Annotated in this window: 15 protein-coding genes; 6 read left to right on the forward strand and 9 right to left on the reverse strand. The window is 64.6% G+C overall.

Annotated elements, in window-relative coordinates:
• The first annotated feature begins 67 nt into the window (after positions 1-67).
• Both HH800_RS09350 and HH800_RS09355 read left to right on the forward strand, forming a co-directional pair.
• Entirely contained in the window at positions 68-931 is an 864-nt protein-coding gene (locus tag HH800_RS09350) for an acyl-CoA thioesterase (RefSeq protein WP_169860861.1), read from the forward strand.
• A 141-nt stretch (positions 932-1072) separates the two neighbouring features.
• Positions 1073-1504, forward strand: coding sequence for a PaaI family thioesterase (locus tag HH800_RS09355; protein WP_066863639.1), 432 nt, complete (start codon positions 1073-1075; stop codon positions 1502-1504).
• A gap of 13 nt (positions 1505-1517) precedes the next feature.
• Here the strand turns inward: HH800_RS09355 and HH800_RS09360 are convergent, their stop codons facing one another.
• Positions 1518-2261: an enoyl-CoA hydratase/isomerase family protein gene (locus tag HH800_RS09360; RefSeq protein ID WP_169860862.1), complete on the reverse strand. Its 744-nt coding sequence runs from the start codon at positions 2259-2261 to the stop codon at positions 1518-1520.
• Positions 2262-2332: 71 nt separating this feature from the next.
• On the opposite strand from HH800_RS09360, the gene HH800_RS09365 reads away from it, so the two are divergent.
• The 3 genes from HH800_RS09365 to HH800_RS09375 are packed head-to-tail and all read left to right on the forward strand — an operon-like array spanning position 2333 to position 5121.
• The gene (locus tag HH800_RS09365) at positions 2333-3160 is read left to right on the forward strand and encodes an SDR family oxidoreductase (protein WP_066863633.1); all 828 of its coding nucleotides are present in this window, start codon (positions 2333-2335) and stop codon (positions 3158-3160) included.
• A gap of 11 nt (positions 3161-3171) precedes the next feature.
• Positions 3172-4314 (forward strand): acyl-CoA dehydrogenase family protein, encoded by a 1143-nt coding sequence (locus HH800_RS09370; RefSeq protein WP_169860863.1) that lies wholly within the window; start codon positions 3172-3174, stop codon positions 4312-4314.
• A gap of 27 nt (positions 4315-4341) precedes the next feature.
• A complete protein-coding gene (locus tag HH800_RS09375) occupies positions 4342-5121 on the forward strand; it encodes an SDR family NAD(P)-dependent oxidoreductase (protein WP_169860864.1) in 780 nt (259 codons plus the stop codon).
• 39 nt (positions 5122-5160) lie between these two features.
• Here the strand turns inward: HH800_RS09375 and HH800_RS09380 are convergent, their stop codons facing one another.
• Positions 5161-6204 (reverse strand): aldo/keto reductase, encoded by a 1044-nt coding sequence (locus tag HH800_RS09380; RefSeq protein ID WP_169860865.1) that lies wholly within the window; start codon positions 6202-6204, stop codon positions 5161-5163.
• 101 nt (positions 6205-6305) lie between these two features.
• On the opposite strand from HH800_RS09380, the gene HH800_RS09385 reads away from it, so the two are divergent.
• A complete protein-coding gene (locus HH800_RS09385; RefSeq protein WP_169860866.1) occupies positions 6306-7262 on the forward strand; it encodes a 2-hydroxyacid dehydrogenase in 957 nt (318 codons plus the stop codon).
• Positions 7263-7267: 5 nt separating this feature from the next.
• Here HH800_RS09385 and HH800_RS09390 read toward each other — a convergent pair whose 3' ends face one another.
• The 7 genes from HH800_RS09390 to HH800_RS09420 are packed head-to-tail and all read right to left on the reverse strand — an operon-like array spanning position 7268 to position 15636.
• Positions 7268-8074, reverse strand: a complete 807-nt coding sequence (locus tag HH800_RS09390) for an FAS1-like dehydratase domain-containing protein (protein ID WP_169860867.1) — start codon at positions 8072-8074, stop codon at positions 7268-7270.
• Positions 8075-8079: 5 nt separating this feature from the next.
• Entirely contained in the window at positions 8080-9717 is a 1638-nt protein-coding gene (locus HH800_RS09395; protein WP_169860868.1) for an acyl-CoA dehydrogenase family protein, read from the reverse strand.
• Complete coding sequence (locus tag HH800_RS09400) at positions 9714-10928, reverse strand: CoA transferase (RefSeq protein ID WP_169860869.1); 1215 nt, start codon at positions 10926-10928, stop codon at positions 9714-9716. The genes HH800_RS09395 and HH800_RS09400 overlap by 4 nt, the downstream gene beginning before the upstream one ends.
• A gap of 9 nt (positions 10929-10937) precedes the next feature.
• Entirely contained in the window at positions 10938-12089 is a 1152-nt protein-coding gene (locus HH800_RS09405; protein ID WP_169860870.1) for an acyl-CoA dehydrogenase family protein, read from the reverse strand.
• A gap of 28 nt (positions 12090-12117) precedes the next feature.
• On the reverse strand, positions 12118-13326 hold the full coding sequence (locus HH800_RS09410; RefSeq protein WP_169860871.1) for an acetyl-CoA acetyltransferase: 1209 nt from the start codon (positions 13324-13326) through the stop codon (positions 12118-12120).
• A gap of 28 nt (positions 13327-13354) precedes the next feature.
• Complete coding sequence (locus HH800_RS09415) at positions 13355-14803, reverse strand: 3-oxoacyl-[acyl-carrier-protein] synthase III C-terminal domain-containing protein (RefSeq protein ID WP_169860872.1); 1449 nt, start codon at positions 14801-14803, stop codon at positions 13355-13357.
• Entirely contained in the window at positions 14800-15636 is an 837-nt protein-coding gene (locus tag HH800_RS09420) for a MaoC family dehydratase (protein ID WP_169860873.1), read from the reverse strand. Before HH800_RS09420 ends, HH800_RS09415 begins: the two co-directional genes overlap by 4 nt.
• Between the last annotated feature and the right edge of the window lie 4 nt (positions 15637-15640).

Genomic DNA, 15640 nt, shown 5'->3' on the forward strand with positions numbered 1-15640 from the left:
GGATCGACAGCCCGTTCTTGATCCCAACCTTCGTCCATCTTCATCCATCATCGCCGTGAGGAATCCCGTGTCCAAAGTCTTGTTCGAACTGCGCGCCACTCATAATTCCCATCGCTTCCATTTGCCGGTGACGATGGACCTGTGCGTTGGCCTGCCAGAACGTCGTTTCCTCTTCGGCGGAGTGGGGCTGGCGGCTGCGATCGACGCGATGCAGCGAACGAGTGGCCGCCCGGTCATTTGGGCGACCGCCCATTATCTTTCCTTTGCGCGACCGGGATCGACGGTTGACCTGGACGTCTGGATCCCTGTCGCGGGCAACCAGACCAGCCAGGCCCAGGTGCTCGAACATATAGAAGACGGCAAGATCATAAGTGTCATCGCGGCGCTGGGCGCGCGGGATAGCGCAATTTCCGATCAATGGGTGCCGATGCCCCGGGTCGCGCCGCCTGGGGACTGCCCGGCGGTCGAAAGCTGGCGCGCGGGTGAAGATGGCCTGCAAAGCCGGTTCGAGGTGCGGCTCGCCCATGGGCGGTACCCGGATGGGCAGCGGCCCGAAGGCCGTAGCGATGATGGTCGGGTCGCCTTCTGGATCCGCTCTAACGAGGGGTTGCTGGCCGACCCGTTGCTGCTGGCGGTTGTCGCGGACTATATCTCCGTCGCGATCGGCAATGCGATCGGCGCCTTTGCCGGCGGCAACAGCCTGGACAACACCATCCGCTATGCGCGGATAGAACCGGCTGAATGGATATTGTGCGACATCCGTATCGAATCGATCCACCATGGTGTGGTTCACGGCACCATGCACCTGTTCGACGAGACCGGGCTTTTGATGGCGACTGCCAGTCAGTCGCTGATCCTGCGGATGCACGAGACGCCGCAGCAACTTGCCGCGCGCCGGGCAGGCACTGCACCGTCCACGCCTCCCGCATAACCATTCGGGCATGAAGTCCCGCCTATCGTCTTTGGAATAGAGTGCCTCTTTTTATCGGTCGATATATCGCAGTGCAGCATAAGCAGGATGAAATGACAAATGTTGGATCAAGAGAACCACTTGCCGTCAGACGGCGTCGGGATGGACGATGCAACGCCGATCGCCGTCGATGGCTGGCGGCCGCTGGACCGTGTTGCGGTCACGGGGTTTGAAACTGCGCTACCCCCGCTCGATGTGCGGGCCGTGCCCGGCGGCGCCGAGATGCGCGTCCAGCCCCATACCGGTTGCGCCAACGTGATGGGCTCGCTGCACGGCGGCTTTCTCTCGGCGATCGCGGAACAATCGCTGTTCCTGCCTCTTTACCTGCATGGCCGGTGCAGCCGTGGCGGCATCGTCGTCATCGACTTCACGCTCAGTTTCCTTGCCAGCGGCGACATCGCCACGCCGATCGTCGCCCGGCTCGAACTGCTGCGTGAAACAGGGCGCATGGCGTTTGTGCGGGGCACATTATGGCAAGGCGACGTCGCCATCACCGCCTACAGCGGCACGGTGCGCAAGCTCGACAAGCGGTAGCCGGCGAGGGGCGCTATCGCTTTCCGAAAGTGGCGCCGACCCGGTTCGCAAAATCCGGCCCTACGCCTGGGCTGGCGACTATCTCATGGGCCAGTCCCGCCTCCAGCGTCATGCCATCGGATGCGTTGAGCAGTGCCTTGTTGCCGCGATGGCTGTGCCAGGACAATGCCATGATATCGCGGGTCAGCCGTTCCAGTTCGGCCTCGAACATGTCATCCGCCACGCATAGGTTGACCAAGCCCATCGCTTCGGCCTGACGCCCGTCATATTCGCGTGCAGTAAACATCATCTCGCGGGCCTTGTGCTGGCCTACCCGGCGCGGCAGGCGCTGGGTCATGCCCCATCCGGGCACCAGTGCCCATTTGCCGTGAGTGTCAGCAAAACGCGAGGATTGCGTCGCCAGGATGATGTCCGCCGCCAGCACCAGTTCCAGCCCGCCAGTGAAGCAGGGGCCGTGCACCGCCGCGATGACGGGTTGGGGCAGGTTCGCTAGCCGCGTGATCGTTGCTGCCTGAAAGAAGCGGCGCGGTGGCTTCTGCTGCTTGCCAAGGTCCGCACCCGCGCTGAAGACTGGCCCCGCCGCGCGCAGCACCACCGCGCCGATCCGGTCGGTTTCTCCCTCCAGATCGCCCAGGTGAGCGTCGAGCGCCGCGAACATGGCGACGTTGAGCGCGTTGCGCTTGTCCAGGCGATTGAGCGTCAACGTAGCGACGCCATCGGCATCGCTCCGTAGGACGAGCATTGAGTCATCGGTCATGCCCTCTCTATCTCGCCATCCGTTGCGCTTGTCCATCACAGATATATAACCTAGTTGACAATGATGGGCGAATGGGGCCACGCCGCTGCGACAAGGCGGATGAGGAGGTGCGGTTGGGCAAGCTGGACGGACGAGTGGCCATCGTGACCGGTGGAGGGCGGGGCATCGGTCGTGCCGCGGCGGAACTGTTCGCAAGCGAGGGCGCGCAGGTCGTAGTAGCGACGCGGTCGGCCGGACCAGGACAGGACGTCGTTGACGCTATTACCGAAACCGGCGGCACCGCCGTCCTTGACACGCTCGACATGGGCGATCGCCAGGCGGTGCGGGCGATGGTGATGCGCGCCGGGGATCGCTTCGGCCGGATCGACATCATTCTGCACAATGCCGCCTATCTCATGCCAGCGAGCCTCGCCGACATGCCCGACGATGTGCTCGACAGCATGTTCGACGTCGGTATCAAGGCCGCCTTCTGGCTGACGAAGGATGCACTCCCCTGGCTGGCCAAAAGTCCGGCGGGCCGCATCCTCGTCACCTCCTCGGTCGCTGGTAATCGCAAGTCGCTGCCTGGCCGCGTCCATTATGGATCGGCCAAAATGGCCGTGACGGGGTTCGTCCGGGGCGCGGCGCTGGAATTGGCGCGTAGGGGTATCACCGTGAACGCGATCGAGCCGGGCCTCACGCGCACGCACGCGCTTGAGTGCAACGCTACCGAAGAACAGATCGCCGCCATGGGCGCGCAGGTTCCTGTTGGCCGCCCCGGTACACCACAAGAGATTGCGGCCGGATTCCTGTTTCTGGCGTCGGACGAGGCTGCCTACACCACCGGGCAGACATTGACGATGGATGGCGGCGCATCGCTCGGCGATCCGCACGGCCTTCTGAGTGAACGGGAGGACTGATTTCCATGGTCATGAAACGCAATCATTATACGCCCGAACAGGAGCAGTTTCGCGAAGCCTTCCGCCGCTTTCTGGAGCGGGAAGTCGTGCCGCATTCGCCCCGCTTCCGCGAACAGGGCATGATCGACCGGGATGTCTATCGCAAAGCGGGGGAGGGCGGTTTCCTCTGCTACTGGGTGGAGGAGGCCTATGGCGGCCTCGGCCTCGCCGATTTCCGCTACGACCAGCTTATGTATGAGGAAGTGACCAGGAGCCATGAGACCGGGCTCTGGATGGGGGCGCTCAACCGTAACTCGCCGCCCTATATCGCCAAATATGGCACCGAGGCCCAGAAGCATCTCTTCCTTCCCAAACTCGTGTCGGGCGAGATGATCTGCGCCATCGCCATGACGGAGCCGGACGCGGGCAGCGACATCGCCGGCTTCAAGACCCATGCCCGGCCACGCGGCGATGGCAGCTGGGTTCTGAACGGACAGAAGACCTATATTTCCTACGGCCTGACCGCCGACTTGTTCGTGGTGGCGGCGAAGACCGATCCTTCCAATCCGCGCCAGCTTGGCCTGTTCCTGGTCGAAAAGGGGATGCCCGGCTTCCGTCCTGGCCGCAAGCTGGAGAAACTTGGCTTCCTGAGCCAGGACACGTCCGAACTCTTTTTCGAGGATGTCGAACTGTCGCCGCAGCATGTGATCGGCGATCCGGCGCGCGGGTTCGACTATATGCGCGGTGGACTCGCGGAGGAGCGGATCACCACCGCCGCCCAATCCCTTCCCAACGCGCAGGAAGCCATCCGTCTCGCGGTCGACTTCACCACCGGGCGCAAGGCGTTCGGCCAGCGCATTGCCGACTTTCAGAACACGAAGTTCAAGCTGGCGGAACTACGCGCCGATGTCGATTGCGCCCAGGCCTTTCTCGACCATTGCGTCGACCTGTTCAACGCGGGCGAACTGGACCCGGCGACGGCCGCCGCCTGCAAGCTCAAATGCACCGAAGTACAGGCAAGGGCCGTCGATGAATCGCTGCAACTTCATGGATCTGCCGGTTACATGCAGGAATATCCGATCTGCCGGCTCTATGCCGACGCGCGCATCTCGCGGATTTTCGCGGGCACGTCCGAAGTCATGAAGATCGTCATCGCGAAAGACATGCTGGGCTGACCGGCGCATCATCAGGGAGAATATCATATGGACGTGAATGGACTTTCGGCCGTCGTCACCGGTGGCGCTTCGGGCCTCGGCGCCGCCACGGCGCGCGCGCTGGCGGCCAAGGGGGCCAGGGTCGCGATCTTTGACCTCAATGTGGAAGCGGGCGAAGCGATCGCTCGCGAAATCAGCGGCGTCTACTGTGAAGTCAATGTCACGTCCGACGACTCGGTCGATGCCGGTTTCGCCAAGGCGCGCGCCGCGATCGGACAGGAGCGTATCCTCATCAACTGCGCGGGCATCGGCCCCGCTGCAAAGACCGTCAGCCGTTCGCGCGAGGACGGGTCGATCAAACATTATCCGATGGCGCAGTTCACCACGATCATCCAGGTCAACCTGATCGGCACGTTCCGTTGTATCGCCAAGTCGGCGGCGGGCATGGTGGCGCTCGCCCCGCTAGGATCGGGCGAGCGAGGCGCGATCGTCAACACAGCGTCGGTCGCGGCGGAGGATGGCCAGGTCGGCCAGGCTGCCTATTCCGCGTCGAAGGGCGGCATAGTTGGCATGACCCTGCCGATCGCCCGCGACCTGATGGGCGAGGCGATCCGGGTCAACACTATCCTGCCGGGTATTTTCGAAACCCCGCTGATGCTGGGTATGCCGCAAAATGTCATCGACAGCTTGGGTGCATCGGTGCCGTTCCCCAAGCGCCTGGGCAAGCCTTCTGAATATGCAATGCTCGCGCTTCAGCTCATCGAAAATCCCTATTTCAATGGTGAGGATATCCGCCTCGACGGCGCGATCCGCATGGCGCCGCGCTGAATGGCGGGCGGGGCGGTGCATCGGCCGCCCCGCCCGCCATCATTCCCCTGTCTTGTAGCGCACGAAGAGTTGCGGATTGCGCTCGTGCGTGAAGATGCGGTGATGCGAATTGGGATATTGCATCGGCGTCTGGCTCGCCCGGTCGAGTGCTTCCATTTCTTCGTCTAGAAGCGACCATTGCGCCGCCGCCAGATTGTCCGCCAGTTGCGCGTCGGTGCGCGCGCCCACCAGCACGGCGGACACGCCCGGACGACGCAGCAGCCAGTTCAGTGCGACCTGGCTGTGGCTCACACCGCCCCGCGCCGCGACGATCGCGTCGATGGCGTCCAGCACGGCGGCGCCTGTCGGCGTCTCATAGGCCTTGAGCCGGCCGCTCTGTTGCAGTCGCGTTGGCGCGCCGGTATCGCCCCGGAACTTGCCGGACAGGAAGCCCTGCGCCAGCGGACTCCATATCAGCGCCCCCACGCCCTGATCCACGCCGCAGGGCAGCAGTTCCTGCTCGGCATCGCGCACCATCAGCGAATATTGGATCTGCTGGCCGACATAGCGCGCATAGCCCCTCTCCCGCGACACCGCCTGGGCTTTCATCAACTGCCAGCCGGCATAGTTGGAACAGCCGATATAGCGTATCTTTCCTGCCGTCACGAGGTCGTCCAGGGCGCGCAATGTTTCCTCCAGTGGCACCAGCGCGTCGAAACTATGTACTTGATACAGGTCGATCCAGTCCGTGCCCAGTCGCTTGAGGCTCGCGTCGCACGCATCAATCAGATGGCGGCGGGACAGGCCAGTGTCGTGATCGTTGCGGCCCATGCGCCCGAACGCCTTGGTCGCGACGACGACATGTTTGCGCCGGGGCCCCAGCGCTTCGCCCAATATCTCCTCCGACCGTCCTGCCGCATAGACGTCTGCCGTGTCGAACAGGGTGACCCCAGCGTCCAGGCACATGTCGATCTGCCGCATGGCGTCCGCGCCGCGCGTGGCGCCCACACCGCCAAATTGCCCGTCGCCGTCGGAAAAGGTCATGGCACCAAAGCCCAGTACCGAAACCGCCAGGCCGCTGTTGCCCAGATATCGCCGCTCCATAAGCCCGCTCCTTCAGCAATGGTATTCTAGGTTATATATGTTGCTATCCGTGACGGACGGCTTATCGTCAAGGCATCGGATCAAATGAGGGACTGGAAAATATGGCGGCAAGCCATCCGACGATCGGCCCGCGCGTCCTGGTCATGAGCCGCGCCATCTTGAAGATGCTGCGGCCGCCACCCGGCGAGTTCGACTATGTCTGCCTTGACGACCACGCCGATCGCGATCGCTATCTGGCCGAACATGGCGCGGGCATCACAGCCATCATCGCCGCGGGTATGGAACGACTCGATGCTGCCCGCCTCGCTATGCTGCCCGACCTCCAACTGATCGCTGTCGTCGCGGCGGGGATGGCTGGCATCGATCTCGATGCGGCGCGGGCACGCGGCATAGCGGTGTGCAACGCGGGAGGCATTAATGCGGGCGACGTCGCCGAATATGCCGTTACGATGATGCTGGCGCATCGCCGCGATCTCATGGCGAACGACGCCTATGTCCGGTCTGGCCGCTGGGCGGAAGCGCGTCTGCCTCCCGGCCATGCGGTATCGGCGCAGCGCGTAGGCATCGTCGGCCTCGGCCATATCGGACGCAACATCGCGCAGCGGCTCCACCCCTTCGGTTGCGAGATACGCTGGTGGGGCCCCAATCCCAAGCCTGTGTCGTGGCAGCGGATAGAGTCGCTTGAGGCGCTTGCCGATTGGGCGACGACCTTGCTGGTCGCGGTTGCGGGCACCGACGATACGCGCGGCCTTATCAGCGCGGACGTCCTCGACCGGCTCGGCGCAGACGGCCTGATCGTCAATGTGTCGCGCGGCTTTGTTATCGACGAACCCGCAATGATTGCTTCGCTCAGGGATGGCAGGCTCGGCGGCGCGGCGCTCGATGTGTTCGATGGCGAACCGATCGACGGCGCCGGTTGGGTCGGTGTCCCCAATGTGCTCATGGCCCCCCATGTCGCGGGCGCGACCATCGAATCGCTGGCGGCGGTGATGCGGGGCGCGCTCGACAATGTACGCCGCCATTTTGCCGGCGAACCGCTGGAGCGGCGTGTCGTCTGACCGCGTTAGCCGCCCAGGCGCCCGATTGCGGTCATATGGTCATTCCCCTCCGACGATCGCACATGCAGCGCGACGGTATCGCCCGCTATCATGCCGAGCAGCCGCAAGGGCGCATCGGCAAAGGCGGGTGCTACCGCGCGAAAGCTGAACTCCCGCAAAGCGTCCGGTCCGGCCATGCGATCAGCCAGGTCCAGCAGCAACGCGGCCATCAGCGGCCCGTGCACGACCAGGCCAGCATATCCCTCCGCTTCGCGGGCATAGGGCAGGTCGTAATGGATGCGGTGGCTGTTGAATGTCAGCGCGGAATAACGGAACAGCAGAGGCGTACTAGGCGTCACCACCCGTTCCCAGTCCCAGTCCTTTTCCGTCTGGGGTTCGACTACGGCAACGGGCGCGGCGCCGGGCATGGCGGCCTCGCGATAGACGATCGTTTGCCTCTCGCTGACTGCTGCCTGGCCGTCGGCGGTGACATCGTGGGCGACTATGACGAACAGCAACCGGCCGCTGCTTCCCAATTTCTCCGTACTGCTCTCGATCCGGCTGGTCCGCTCCACCCGCGCGCCCACGCGAATGGGCGCATGGAATGTCAGCGCGCTGGATGCCCACATTCGGCGCGGGAAGGCAGCATGGTGGGGCATTGCGCCACCGCCATCTGCTGGATGCCCATCCGTGCCCAGCGCGGCCGTCTCCGCTTCGGGCGTGTTGAGGCACCAGTGGATACCCTGCGGCGCGCCGTCCCGCACCGCCCTGTCGAACGTCGCGGCATAGCGGGCGGCAAGTGCGGGCGTAAGGGTGTCGCTGTGCCGTTCCATCGCCGTCAGTTCCTGTTCGTCAGCAGCCCGCGCGCGATCACCTGCGCCTGAATCTCGGCCGCGCCCTCGAATATGTTGAGGATGCGCGCGTCGCACAACAGCCGGCTGATCTCATATTCCAGCGCATAACCGTTGCCTCCATGGATTTGCAGCGCATTGTCGGCGTTGGTCCACGCTACCCGTGCAGCCAGCAGCTTGGCCATGCCCGCTTCCACGTCGCAGCGCCGCCCCTTGTCCTTCGCGCGCGCTGCGAAATGAGCGAGTTCGCGCGCCGCGATCGTCTCCACCAGCATCATCGCCAGCTTGTCCGACACGCGCGGGAAGTCGGCGATCGGCCTGGCGAACTGCCGTCTTTCGATCGCATAGCCATAGCCCAGCTCGAACGCGCGCCACGCGACGCCCACTGCGCGCGCGGCGGTCTGGATGCGCGCACCCTCGAATGTCTGCATCAGCTGGCGGAAACCCTGTCCTTCCTCGCCGCCCAGCAAGGTCTCGCCCGGCGCGGCAAAGCCGTCGAACATCAGTTCATATTCGCGCATCCCGCGATAACCCAGCACGGCGATCTCGCTCCCGCTCATCCCTTCCGCCGGGAAGGGCGTGTCGTCGCTCCCGCGCGGCTTGGGCGCCAGGAACATGGATAGCCCGGCATTGCCCGATCCCCCGGTCCGCGCCAGCAGTGTCATCAGGTCGGACCGGGCCGCATGGGTGATCCATGTCTTCGCGCCCGATATGCGCCAGCCGCCTTCCTTATGCTGGATTGCGCGGGTGCTCAGTTGCGCAAGATCGGACCCGTTGGATGGCTCGGTAAATACCGCCGTCGGCAATATTGTCCCGCTAGCAATTCCCGGCAGCCATTGCGCCTTCTGGGCGTCCGTGCCCGCCAGCCCGATCAGCTCGCCCGCAATTTCCGACCGGGTGCCCAGCGACCCCGCGCCGATCCAGCCGCGCGACAGCTCTTCGGTGACGACGCACATCTCCAGCTTGCCCAGCCCCAGCCCGCCATATTCCGGCGCTATGCAGACGCCGAACGTCCCCAGCGCCGCCAGCTCGGCGATCGTCTCATCGGGTATCAGCGCGTCCGCCAGATGCCATTGATGGGCGTAGGGCGTGATTTTATCGACGGTGAAGCGTCGATATTGCGCCCTGATCGCATCGATCGTCTCGTCGCCCATATCCTCCGCTATGGTGCCGCCCGCCCGCACATGCGCGATCAGGGCGGCGCGCGCGCGGGGATCGTCCGCCTCCGCCACGAACGCTGCGACCGCCGGATCGGTACCAAGTTCGCGCGCCGCCTCGGCCAGCCCCAGTTGCGCAGGCCGCACATATTCATTGGCACTGATCGGCAGGCCGCCCAGCATCTGCGCGGCATATTCCCCAAAGGCGAGCGCGAGCACCAGCGCTTCAGCGTCGCCATAGCGGTGCCGCGCCGTCAGCCCCTCCGCCCAGTCGGCCAGCGCACTCAGCGCCGCGACCGTCGTCGCGATCCAGGCCAGGCCATGGGCTGCACGCTGGTCGGCATCGAGCCGCCTGGGGTCGATCTTTCCGCCGGGCGCCACCCGGGCTGCCACATGGACCTGTGCCGCCGCGCCATAGCGCCGCAGCGCCTCCAGCGCCGTGCGCGCCCGTGCTATCGTCTCTGTCATGCGCGCGCCGCTATCCCCCTGTCGATCAATGCGCCAATCTGCCCCGACCCAAGGCCCAGCAGGTCGGCCAGTATCTCCTCGCTGTCCTCGCCCAGTCGCCGGGCGCGCCGCGGGGTTTCGCGCGTCTGGGCCGGCAGGGTCGCCATCGCGCCGGGCACCGGATAGCGCAGCCCGCTCGTTTGCTGGATGGTCGAAAAAAGCGGATTGTCCGCCACCAGCACCGGATCGCGCACCGCCTGCGCCATGTCCTGGTAAGGGCCCCAGCAACAGCCCTGCGCATCCATCGCTGCCCTCAGCTCCGTCGCGTTGCGGCGTGCGACCGCGCTCTCGACCAGCGGAAACAGCGCGTCGCGATGGGCAAAGCGCTCGCCCTCGTCGCGGGCGAAGCTGACGCTGCGGGACGCCTCGATTCCCGCGACCGCCTCTTCCAGCCCAAGCACGGAGACCAGCCCGCGCCATTGCCGCGGCGTGATCGCCATTATCATCAGCCGTTGCCCATCGGCGGTCAGGAAGTCACGCCCGAACGCGCCATAGACCGCATTGCCATGACGAGCCCGATTGCCGGTCTGCAATGTCTCGGCCAGCTGTCCCAGATTGGCGATGGTGGCGATGCCGACATCGGCAAGTGGAATCCGGACTTCCTGTCCCATGCCAGTCTCGCGCCGGTGCAGCAGGGCGGCGAGCATGGAAAAGGCCGCATAGGCGCCGGTCAGCAGGTCCCACGCCGGCAGCACATGGTTGACCGGCGCGTCGCGCAGACTGTCGGGCCCGGTGATCTGCGGAATGCCCAGTGCGCAATTGACGGTATAGTCGAGCGCCGGGCCGCCATCGGCTTGCCCCATGACCCGCACGGTGACAAGGTCGGCGCGTCTTTTTGCCAGCCTTTCATGACTCAAAAAGCCATCGACGGGAAAGTTGGTCAGGAACAGCCCCGCATCCGCGCCCGGCACCGTCGCGAGGGCCGCGAGGAGTTCCCGTCCTTCCGGCGCGCCCAGATCGAGCGCGACCGATTTCTTGCCCTTGTTCAACCCTTCCCAATAAAGGCTCGCGCCAGTCTCCGCCTTGGGCCAGCGTCGATAATCCGGCCCCCCGCCGATCTGGTCGACGCGGATGACGCTCGCCCCCATCTGCGCCAGATAGAGGCCGGCGGTCGGCGCCGCCACGAAGGATGACGCCTCGATGACGCGTGTGGAGCCGAGAAGCTGGTACATGGATGGGCCTTAACTGCGCGCCGCGAAGTCGCGGATCATCTGTTTGGCGATCACCAGCTGCTGAATCTGGGTCGTGCCCTCGTAGATGCGATAGATGCGCGCATCGCGGAACAGCCGTTCGGCTTCATATTCGGCCAGATAGCCCGCGCCTCCATGGATCTGCACCACCCGGTCGACCACGCGCCCGCACATTTCGGTCGCGAACATCTTGAAGGCGGAGGCTTCGAGCGAAGCGCGACCCCGTTCGGATCGCGCGCAGGCGTCCAGCATCATGCACTCGCTGGCATAGATTTCCGCTTTGGAGTCCGCCAGCATCGCCTGGATCAGCTGGAACTGGGCGATCGGCTCTCCGAACGCCTTGCGTTCCATCGCATAACGCAGCCCGGTTTCCAGCGCCCTTTCCGCCAGCCCCAGCGCGGCCGCGCCCACCGAAAGCCGTCCTGAATCCAGCGCCTGCATCGCGGCGAAGAAGCCCCTGCCTTCCTCGCCGCCCAGGAGGGCGCGGGCGGGTACGCGCACATCCTCCAGGATGATGTCGGCTATTTGCGCGCCGCGCTGTCCCATTTTCTTGTCGGGGCTGCCCAGCGATACCCCCGGCGCATCCATGTCGATCAGGAAGGCACTGACATGCGCGTTGCGCGGCAGCGGCTCGGCGCTGGTGCGCGCCATGATCAGGCCGATCTTCGCGAAGGGGGCGTTGGTGATATAGCGCTTCGTACCGTTCAGGATATAGTCGTCGCCGTCGCGGACCGCGCGGGTCTTGAGTGCCGCCGCATCGGACCCGCTATCCGGTTCGGTCAGGCCGAAACAGGCGATCTCGCCCGCCGCCGACCGGCTGAGCCATTCGCGCTGCTGCTCGGGCGTTCCCCCTTTTTTCAGCGCGGTCGAAAACATGCCGGTGTTGATTGACATGGTCGCGCGGAAGGCGGGCGCCGGCCATCCCATTTCGCGGATGACGCGGATATACTGGCTGATGCTCAGGTCCGCGCCGCCAAATGCCTCCGGTGTGGTCAAGGCGAAAAGGCCCATGTCGCGCATCTCCGCCAATATCGCATCAGGCACACGATCGCTTTCGATCACGTCCGCCTCGGCGGGGATCAAGCGCTCGCGAATATAGCGGCGCAACTGATCCAGAAACGCCTCGAACGTCTCTTCATCCATGCCCGACGCTCCTTCCGATGATGTGACCTCAAGCATCGGCCAGCCCCACGATGGCAACGGCCGACACATTCTGGCTCGGCATGCCGCCCAGATTGTGGCTCAGCGCCAGGCTGGGCGGCGTCTGCCGCTGCCGCGCCCCTGCGCGGCCCAGCAATTGCAGATAGTTTTCGTAGATCATGCGCAAACCCGACGCGCCGATCGGATGGCCGAAACATTTGAGGCCGCCGTCGATCTGGCACGGCACCTTGCCATCGGCGTCGAACATGCCATCCAACACATCCTTCCAGCCCTCCCCTTCCTTGGAGAGGTAGAGATCCTCCATCGTCACCAGTTCGGTGATCGAGAAACAGTCATGCACTTCGGTCAGGCTGATCTGCTCGCGCGGATTGGTGATGCCGGCTTCATGATAGGCCTTCTCCGCAGCGATGCGGGTGGTGTGGAAATAGCTTCCATTCCAGCCGCCGCCATGCTGCAATTCCCAACCATTGGAGCTGGCGATCTGCAAAGCCTTGATCGTGACGATATCGGTCTTGCCCAGCGCGCGGGCGATATCGGGCGTGGTGACGATGGCGCAGGCCGCGCCGTCCGACACGCCGCAGCAATCGAACAGGCCCAGCGGCTCGGCGATCATCGGGGCATTCAATACGGTGTCCATGTCGACGGCCTTCTGCAAATGGGCCTTCGGATTCTTCGCCCCATTGGCATGACTTTTGACCGATACATGGGCAATGGCGCGTTTCAGATCCTCCTTCGAAACACCGTGCGTTTTGCGATAGGCCGATGCGAGCTGCGCAAAATTGCCCGGCGCCGACCCGGTAATTCCGGTCATGTCATGCATGGTCCCGCGCGTGCGGACAGGCAGCCCGCCATAGCCGGTGTCCTTCAGCTTCTCGACACCCAGCGCCAGCGCAATGTCCGCCGCGCCCGACGCCACGGCATAGACCGCGCCGCGAAAGCTCTCCGTGCCGCTCGCACAGTAATTCTCGACCTTGGTGACGCCGATATTCTTCAGCCGCAGCGCGGTTGCGAGCGGAATGCCCGACGGGCCGATATTCACCGCATCAAAGGCTACGCCCAACCACGCAGCATCTATCTGCGACGTCTCGATTCCCGCATCAGCGATCGCCTCCTCATAGGCCTCGACCATCAGCTGGTCGGCGTCCTTGTCCCATCGCTCGCCAAATTTGGCGCAGCCCATGCCCAATATGGCGACCTTGTCCTTGATACCGCGTGCCATAGACTTTCTCCTTGGCTGGAAGCGCCGATCAGGCTGCCGGAACGGCCTTCCAGAAATATTTGGTGAAGTCGCGAATCTCGTCGATCGCCTTGATGCGGAACATCATCGACATGTCGCGTCCGACCTCGACATCGTCGGCCTCGACATCGGTGAACTCGGCCATCATCCTGCCGCCGCCCTCGAAGTCGATCATGCCATAATAGCTGGGCGGAGCAGGGGAGTAGGTCAGCGCGTCCGCCGTGTAGGTCACGATCCGCGCCTTTCGGTCGGCCAGCGGATAATCCTCCTGCGTCCCGAAGCCATGATCGTTCGGATTGACCGATATGTCGCTGCTGGGGAACTGCACGACCCCAGTCTTCGCACACCGCCCGCCGACGAGTCCCAGCACCGCCTTGCGGTTGCGCCACAATGTGGTGCCTGGCTGCTTCTGGTCGGCCTCGGCGCGCATTCCCCGATCGAGGCCGAGATTGCCGCGATGGAACAGCCAGCGCAGGTAATTGCCGTCCTTGACGCCGCGAGCCAGCGATCCTGCGACACCGCGCGCGGGCGAAGCGCCGCTGCCGGTCGCCTCGAACAACAGCAGGTCCACACCTTGGCCGAAGGCCACCAGCACTATCTTCTCGCCCGCGCGCGCCGTCTCCAGCGCAGCAGCAAGCAGCAGGAACGGATGTGCGACGCCGCTGTCGCCCACGCTGTCACCCAACCGGTCGGCCACCGCTTCGGCCCTGATCGCGGCCTTTTTCGCCAGTCCTTCGGCGACGCCCCGCGCGGTGATCGGCACAATGAATCGGTCGATGTCGGCGGCTGTCACGCCCAACGCCGCGAAACCATCGGTCAACGCTGCGCCGATCATCCCGCTATAGCCTTCGTCGCGGATCCAGCGGCTCTCCCAACTATAGTCGAAGTCCTGGCCGGACGAGCGAAAATGGTCGACGAAGTCGATCGTGACGCTGTGGCTGCCCAGATATTTCGCGACAACATCACCCTGGCCGATAAGCAGCGCGGCGGCCGCATCGCCCTGCACCATCTCGGATTCCGAGGCGGGTCTGGACAGCCGCATTTCCGACGCCAGCGCCAGATGCGGTTCCGCTCCCCCCTTCGCCGCCGCCAGCGCCTGGATCAGAACCGACGTCGCCACGCGCTGCCCCCCGGTCACGTCGAATGCGCCAGTCGCATCGTTCAGCGTCAGCGCCTCCTTGACGACGCCGCTGTTCAGCCGGTCGGCGAAGGGCAGGGTGGTCGATGCCAGGCTAACCGATCCCACCGCACCGCGCTGGTCCTCCGGCACCGCGTCGCGCGCTGCTTCCACCGCCATGGTGATCGGATCCTCGTCCCAGTTGGCGATCGCCCGCTCGCCCTTGGCCAGCCCTTTGAGGCCACCGGCGAACCAGCCATTGGCGGCGAAGATCGCCGATCGCTGGAGCCGGTTGCGCGGAATATAGGCGCCAAAGCGCAGGATGCCGGTTTCGCTCGTCATTGGAACTCCACATAGCCGTTGTTGAGGACGAGGCGGTCGCGTTCCACCACGCGCGCGGTGAAGGCGGCCTTGCCCTCGCCCTCGCGCCAGATTGCCGTTTCGATCGTCTCGCCGGGAAAGACTGGCGCCGAAAAGCGCGCATCCATACGCTTGATCCGGTACGGCCGATTGTCGGCCAGCCCGCGCAGCAGTGCGCGACCAACGATACCGTAGGTGGCCAGGCCATGCAGGATCGGACGCTCGAACCCGGCTGACAGCGCTACCTTGGGGTCGGCGTGCAACGGGTTCATGTCGCCCGACAAGCGATAGAGCAGCGCCTGATTGTCGGCAGTGGGCAGCGCGATCATCAGGTCGGGCGCGCGATCGGGGATCGCATGAGGCAGGGGCTGGCCCCCGGACGATCCACCGAATCCGCCGTCGCCGCGCAGGAAATTGGTGTTACGCACCGTCGCGATATGACGCCCGTCGTCGGCGTAGATTTCACGCGTCTGGTAGACGATCGCGCCTTTCTCCGGCCCTTTGTCCAGGATCGGCCCGAAGGTCGTATAACCGATCAGTTCGCCCTCGACCGGAAGCGGCAAATGAAGCTGCGCGCTGGTCTCGGCGTGCAATATCTTCTGCCAGGTCACGTGATAGGCCGGGTCGCGCCAGATGAAGCCCGGATAGGCCATCGTTACCGCCATGGTGGGCAGCGCCTCCAGCCCCTCTTCATAGACGAACGGCAATTCTTCCGCACCCACGCCCAGCGCATAGAGCATGACCTTGAACGGATTGATCTTTTGCCGCGTCTCGATCGGCGGCAGGTTCAGCAGGACCTGTGGGTCAAAGGCCATGATC

Origin of the sequence: Sphingobium yanoikuyae, from assembly GCF_013001025.1 — a bacterium.
GTDB lineage: Bacteria > Pseudomonadota > Alphaproteobacteria > Sphingomonadales > Sphingomonadaceae > Sphingobium > Sphingobium yanoikuyae_A.

Excerpts from the sequence above, each read along its gene's own strand:
- HH800_RS09355 (WP_066863639.1), top strand. The coding sequence starts at position 1,073 with ATGGACGATGCAACGCCGATCGCCGTCGATGGCTGGCGGCCGCTGGAC.
- HH800_RS09360 (WP_169860862.1), bottom strand. The coding sequence starts at position 2,261 with ATGACCGATGACTCAATGCTCGTCCTACGGAGCGATGCCGATGGCGTC.
- HH800_RS09365 (WP_066863633.1), top strand. The coding sequence starts at position 2,333 with ATGGGGCCACGCCGCTGCGACAAGGCGGATGAGGAGGTGCGGTTGGGC.
- HH800_RS09370 (WP_169860863.1), top strand. The coding sequence starts at position 3,172 with ATGAAACGCAATCATTATACGCCCGAACAGGAGCAGTTTCGCGAAGCC.
- HH800_RS09375 (WP_169860864.1), top strand. The coding sequence starts at position 4,342 with ATGGACGTGAATGGACTTTCGGCCGTCGTCACCGGTGGCGCTTCGGGC.
- HH800_RS09380 (WP_169860865.1), bottom strand. The coding sequence starts at position 6,204 with ATGGAGCGGCGATATCTGGGCAACAGCGGCCTGGCGGTTTCGGTACTG.
- HH800_RS09385 (WP_169860866.1), top strand. The coding sequence starts at position 6,306 with ATGGCGGCAAGCCATCCGACGATCGGCCCGCGCGTCCTGGTCATGAGC.
- HH800_RS09390 (WP_169860867.1), bottom strand. The coding sequence starts at position 8,074 with ATGGAACGGCACAGCGACACCCTTACGCCCGCACTTGCCGCCCGCTAT.
- HH800_RS09395 (WP_169860868.1), bottom strand. The coding sequence starts at position 9,717 with ATGACAGAGACGATAGCACGGGCGCGCACGGCGCTGGAGGCGCTGCGG.
- HH800_RS09400 (WP_169860869.1), bottom strand. The coding sequence starts at position 10,928 with ATGTACCAGCTTCTCGGCTCCACACGCGTCATCGAGGCGTCATCCTTC.
- HH800_RS09405 (WP_169860870.1), bottom strand. The coding sequence starts at position 12,089 with ATGGATGAAGAGACGTTCGAGGCGTTTCTGGATCAGTTGCGCCGCTAT.
- HH800_RS09410 (WP_169860871.1), bottom strand. The coding sequence starts at position 13,326 with ATGGCACGCGGTATCAAGGACAAGGTCGCCATATTGGGCATGGGCTGC.
- HH800_RS09415 (WP_169860872.1), bottom strand. The coding sequence starts at position 14,803 with ATGACGAGCGAAACCGGCATCCTGCGCTTTGGCGCCTATATTCCGCGC.
- HH800_RS09420 (WP_169860873.1), bottom strand. The coding sequence starts at position 15,636 with ATGGCCTTTGACCCACAGGTCCTGCTGAACCTGCCGCCGATCGAGACG.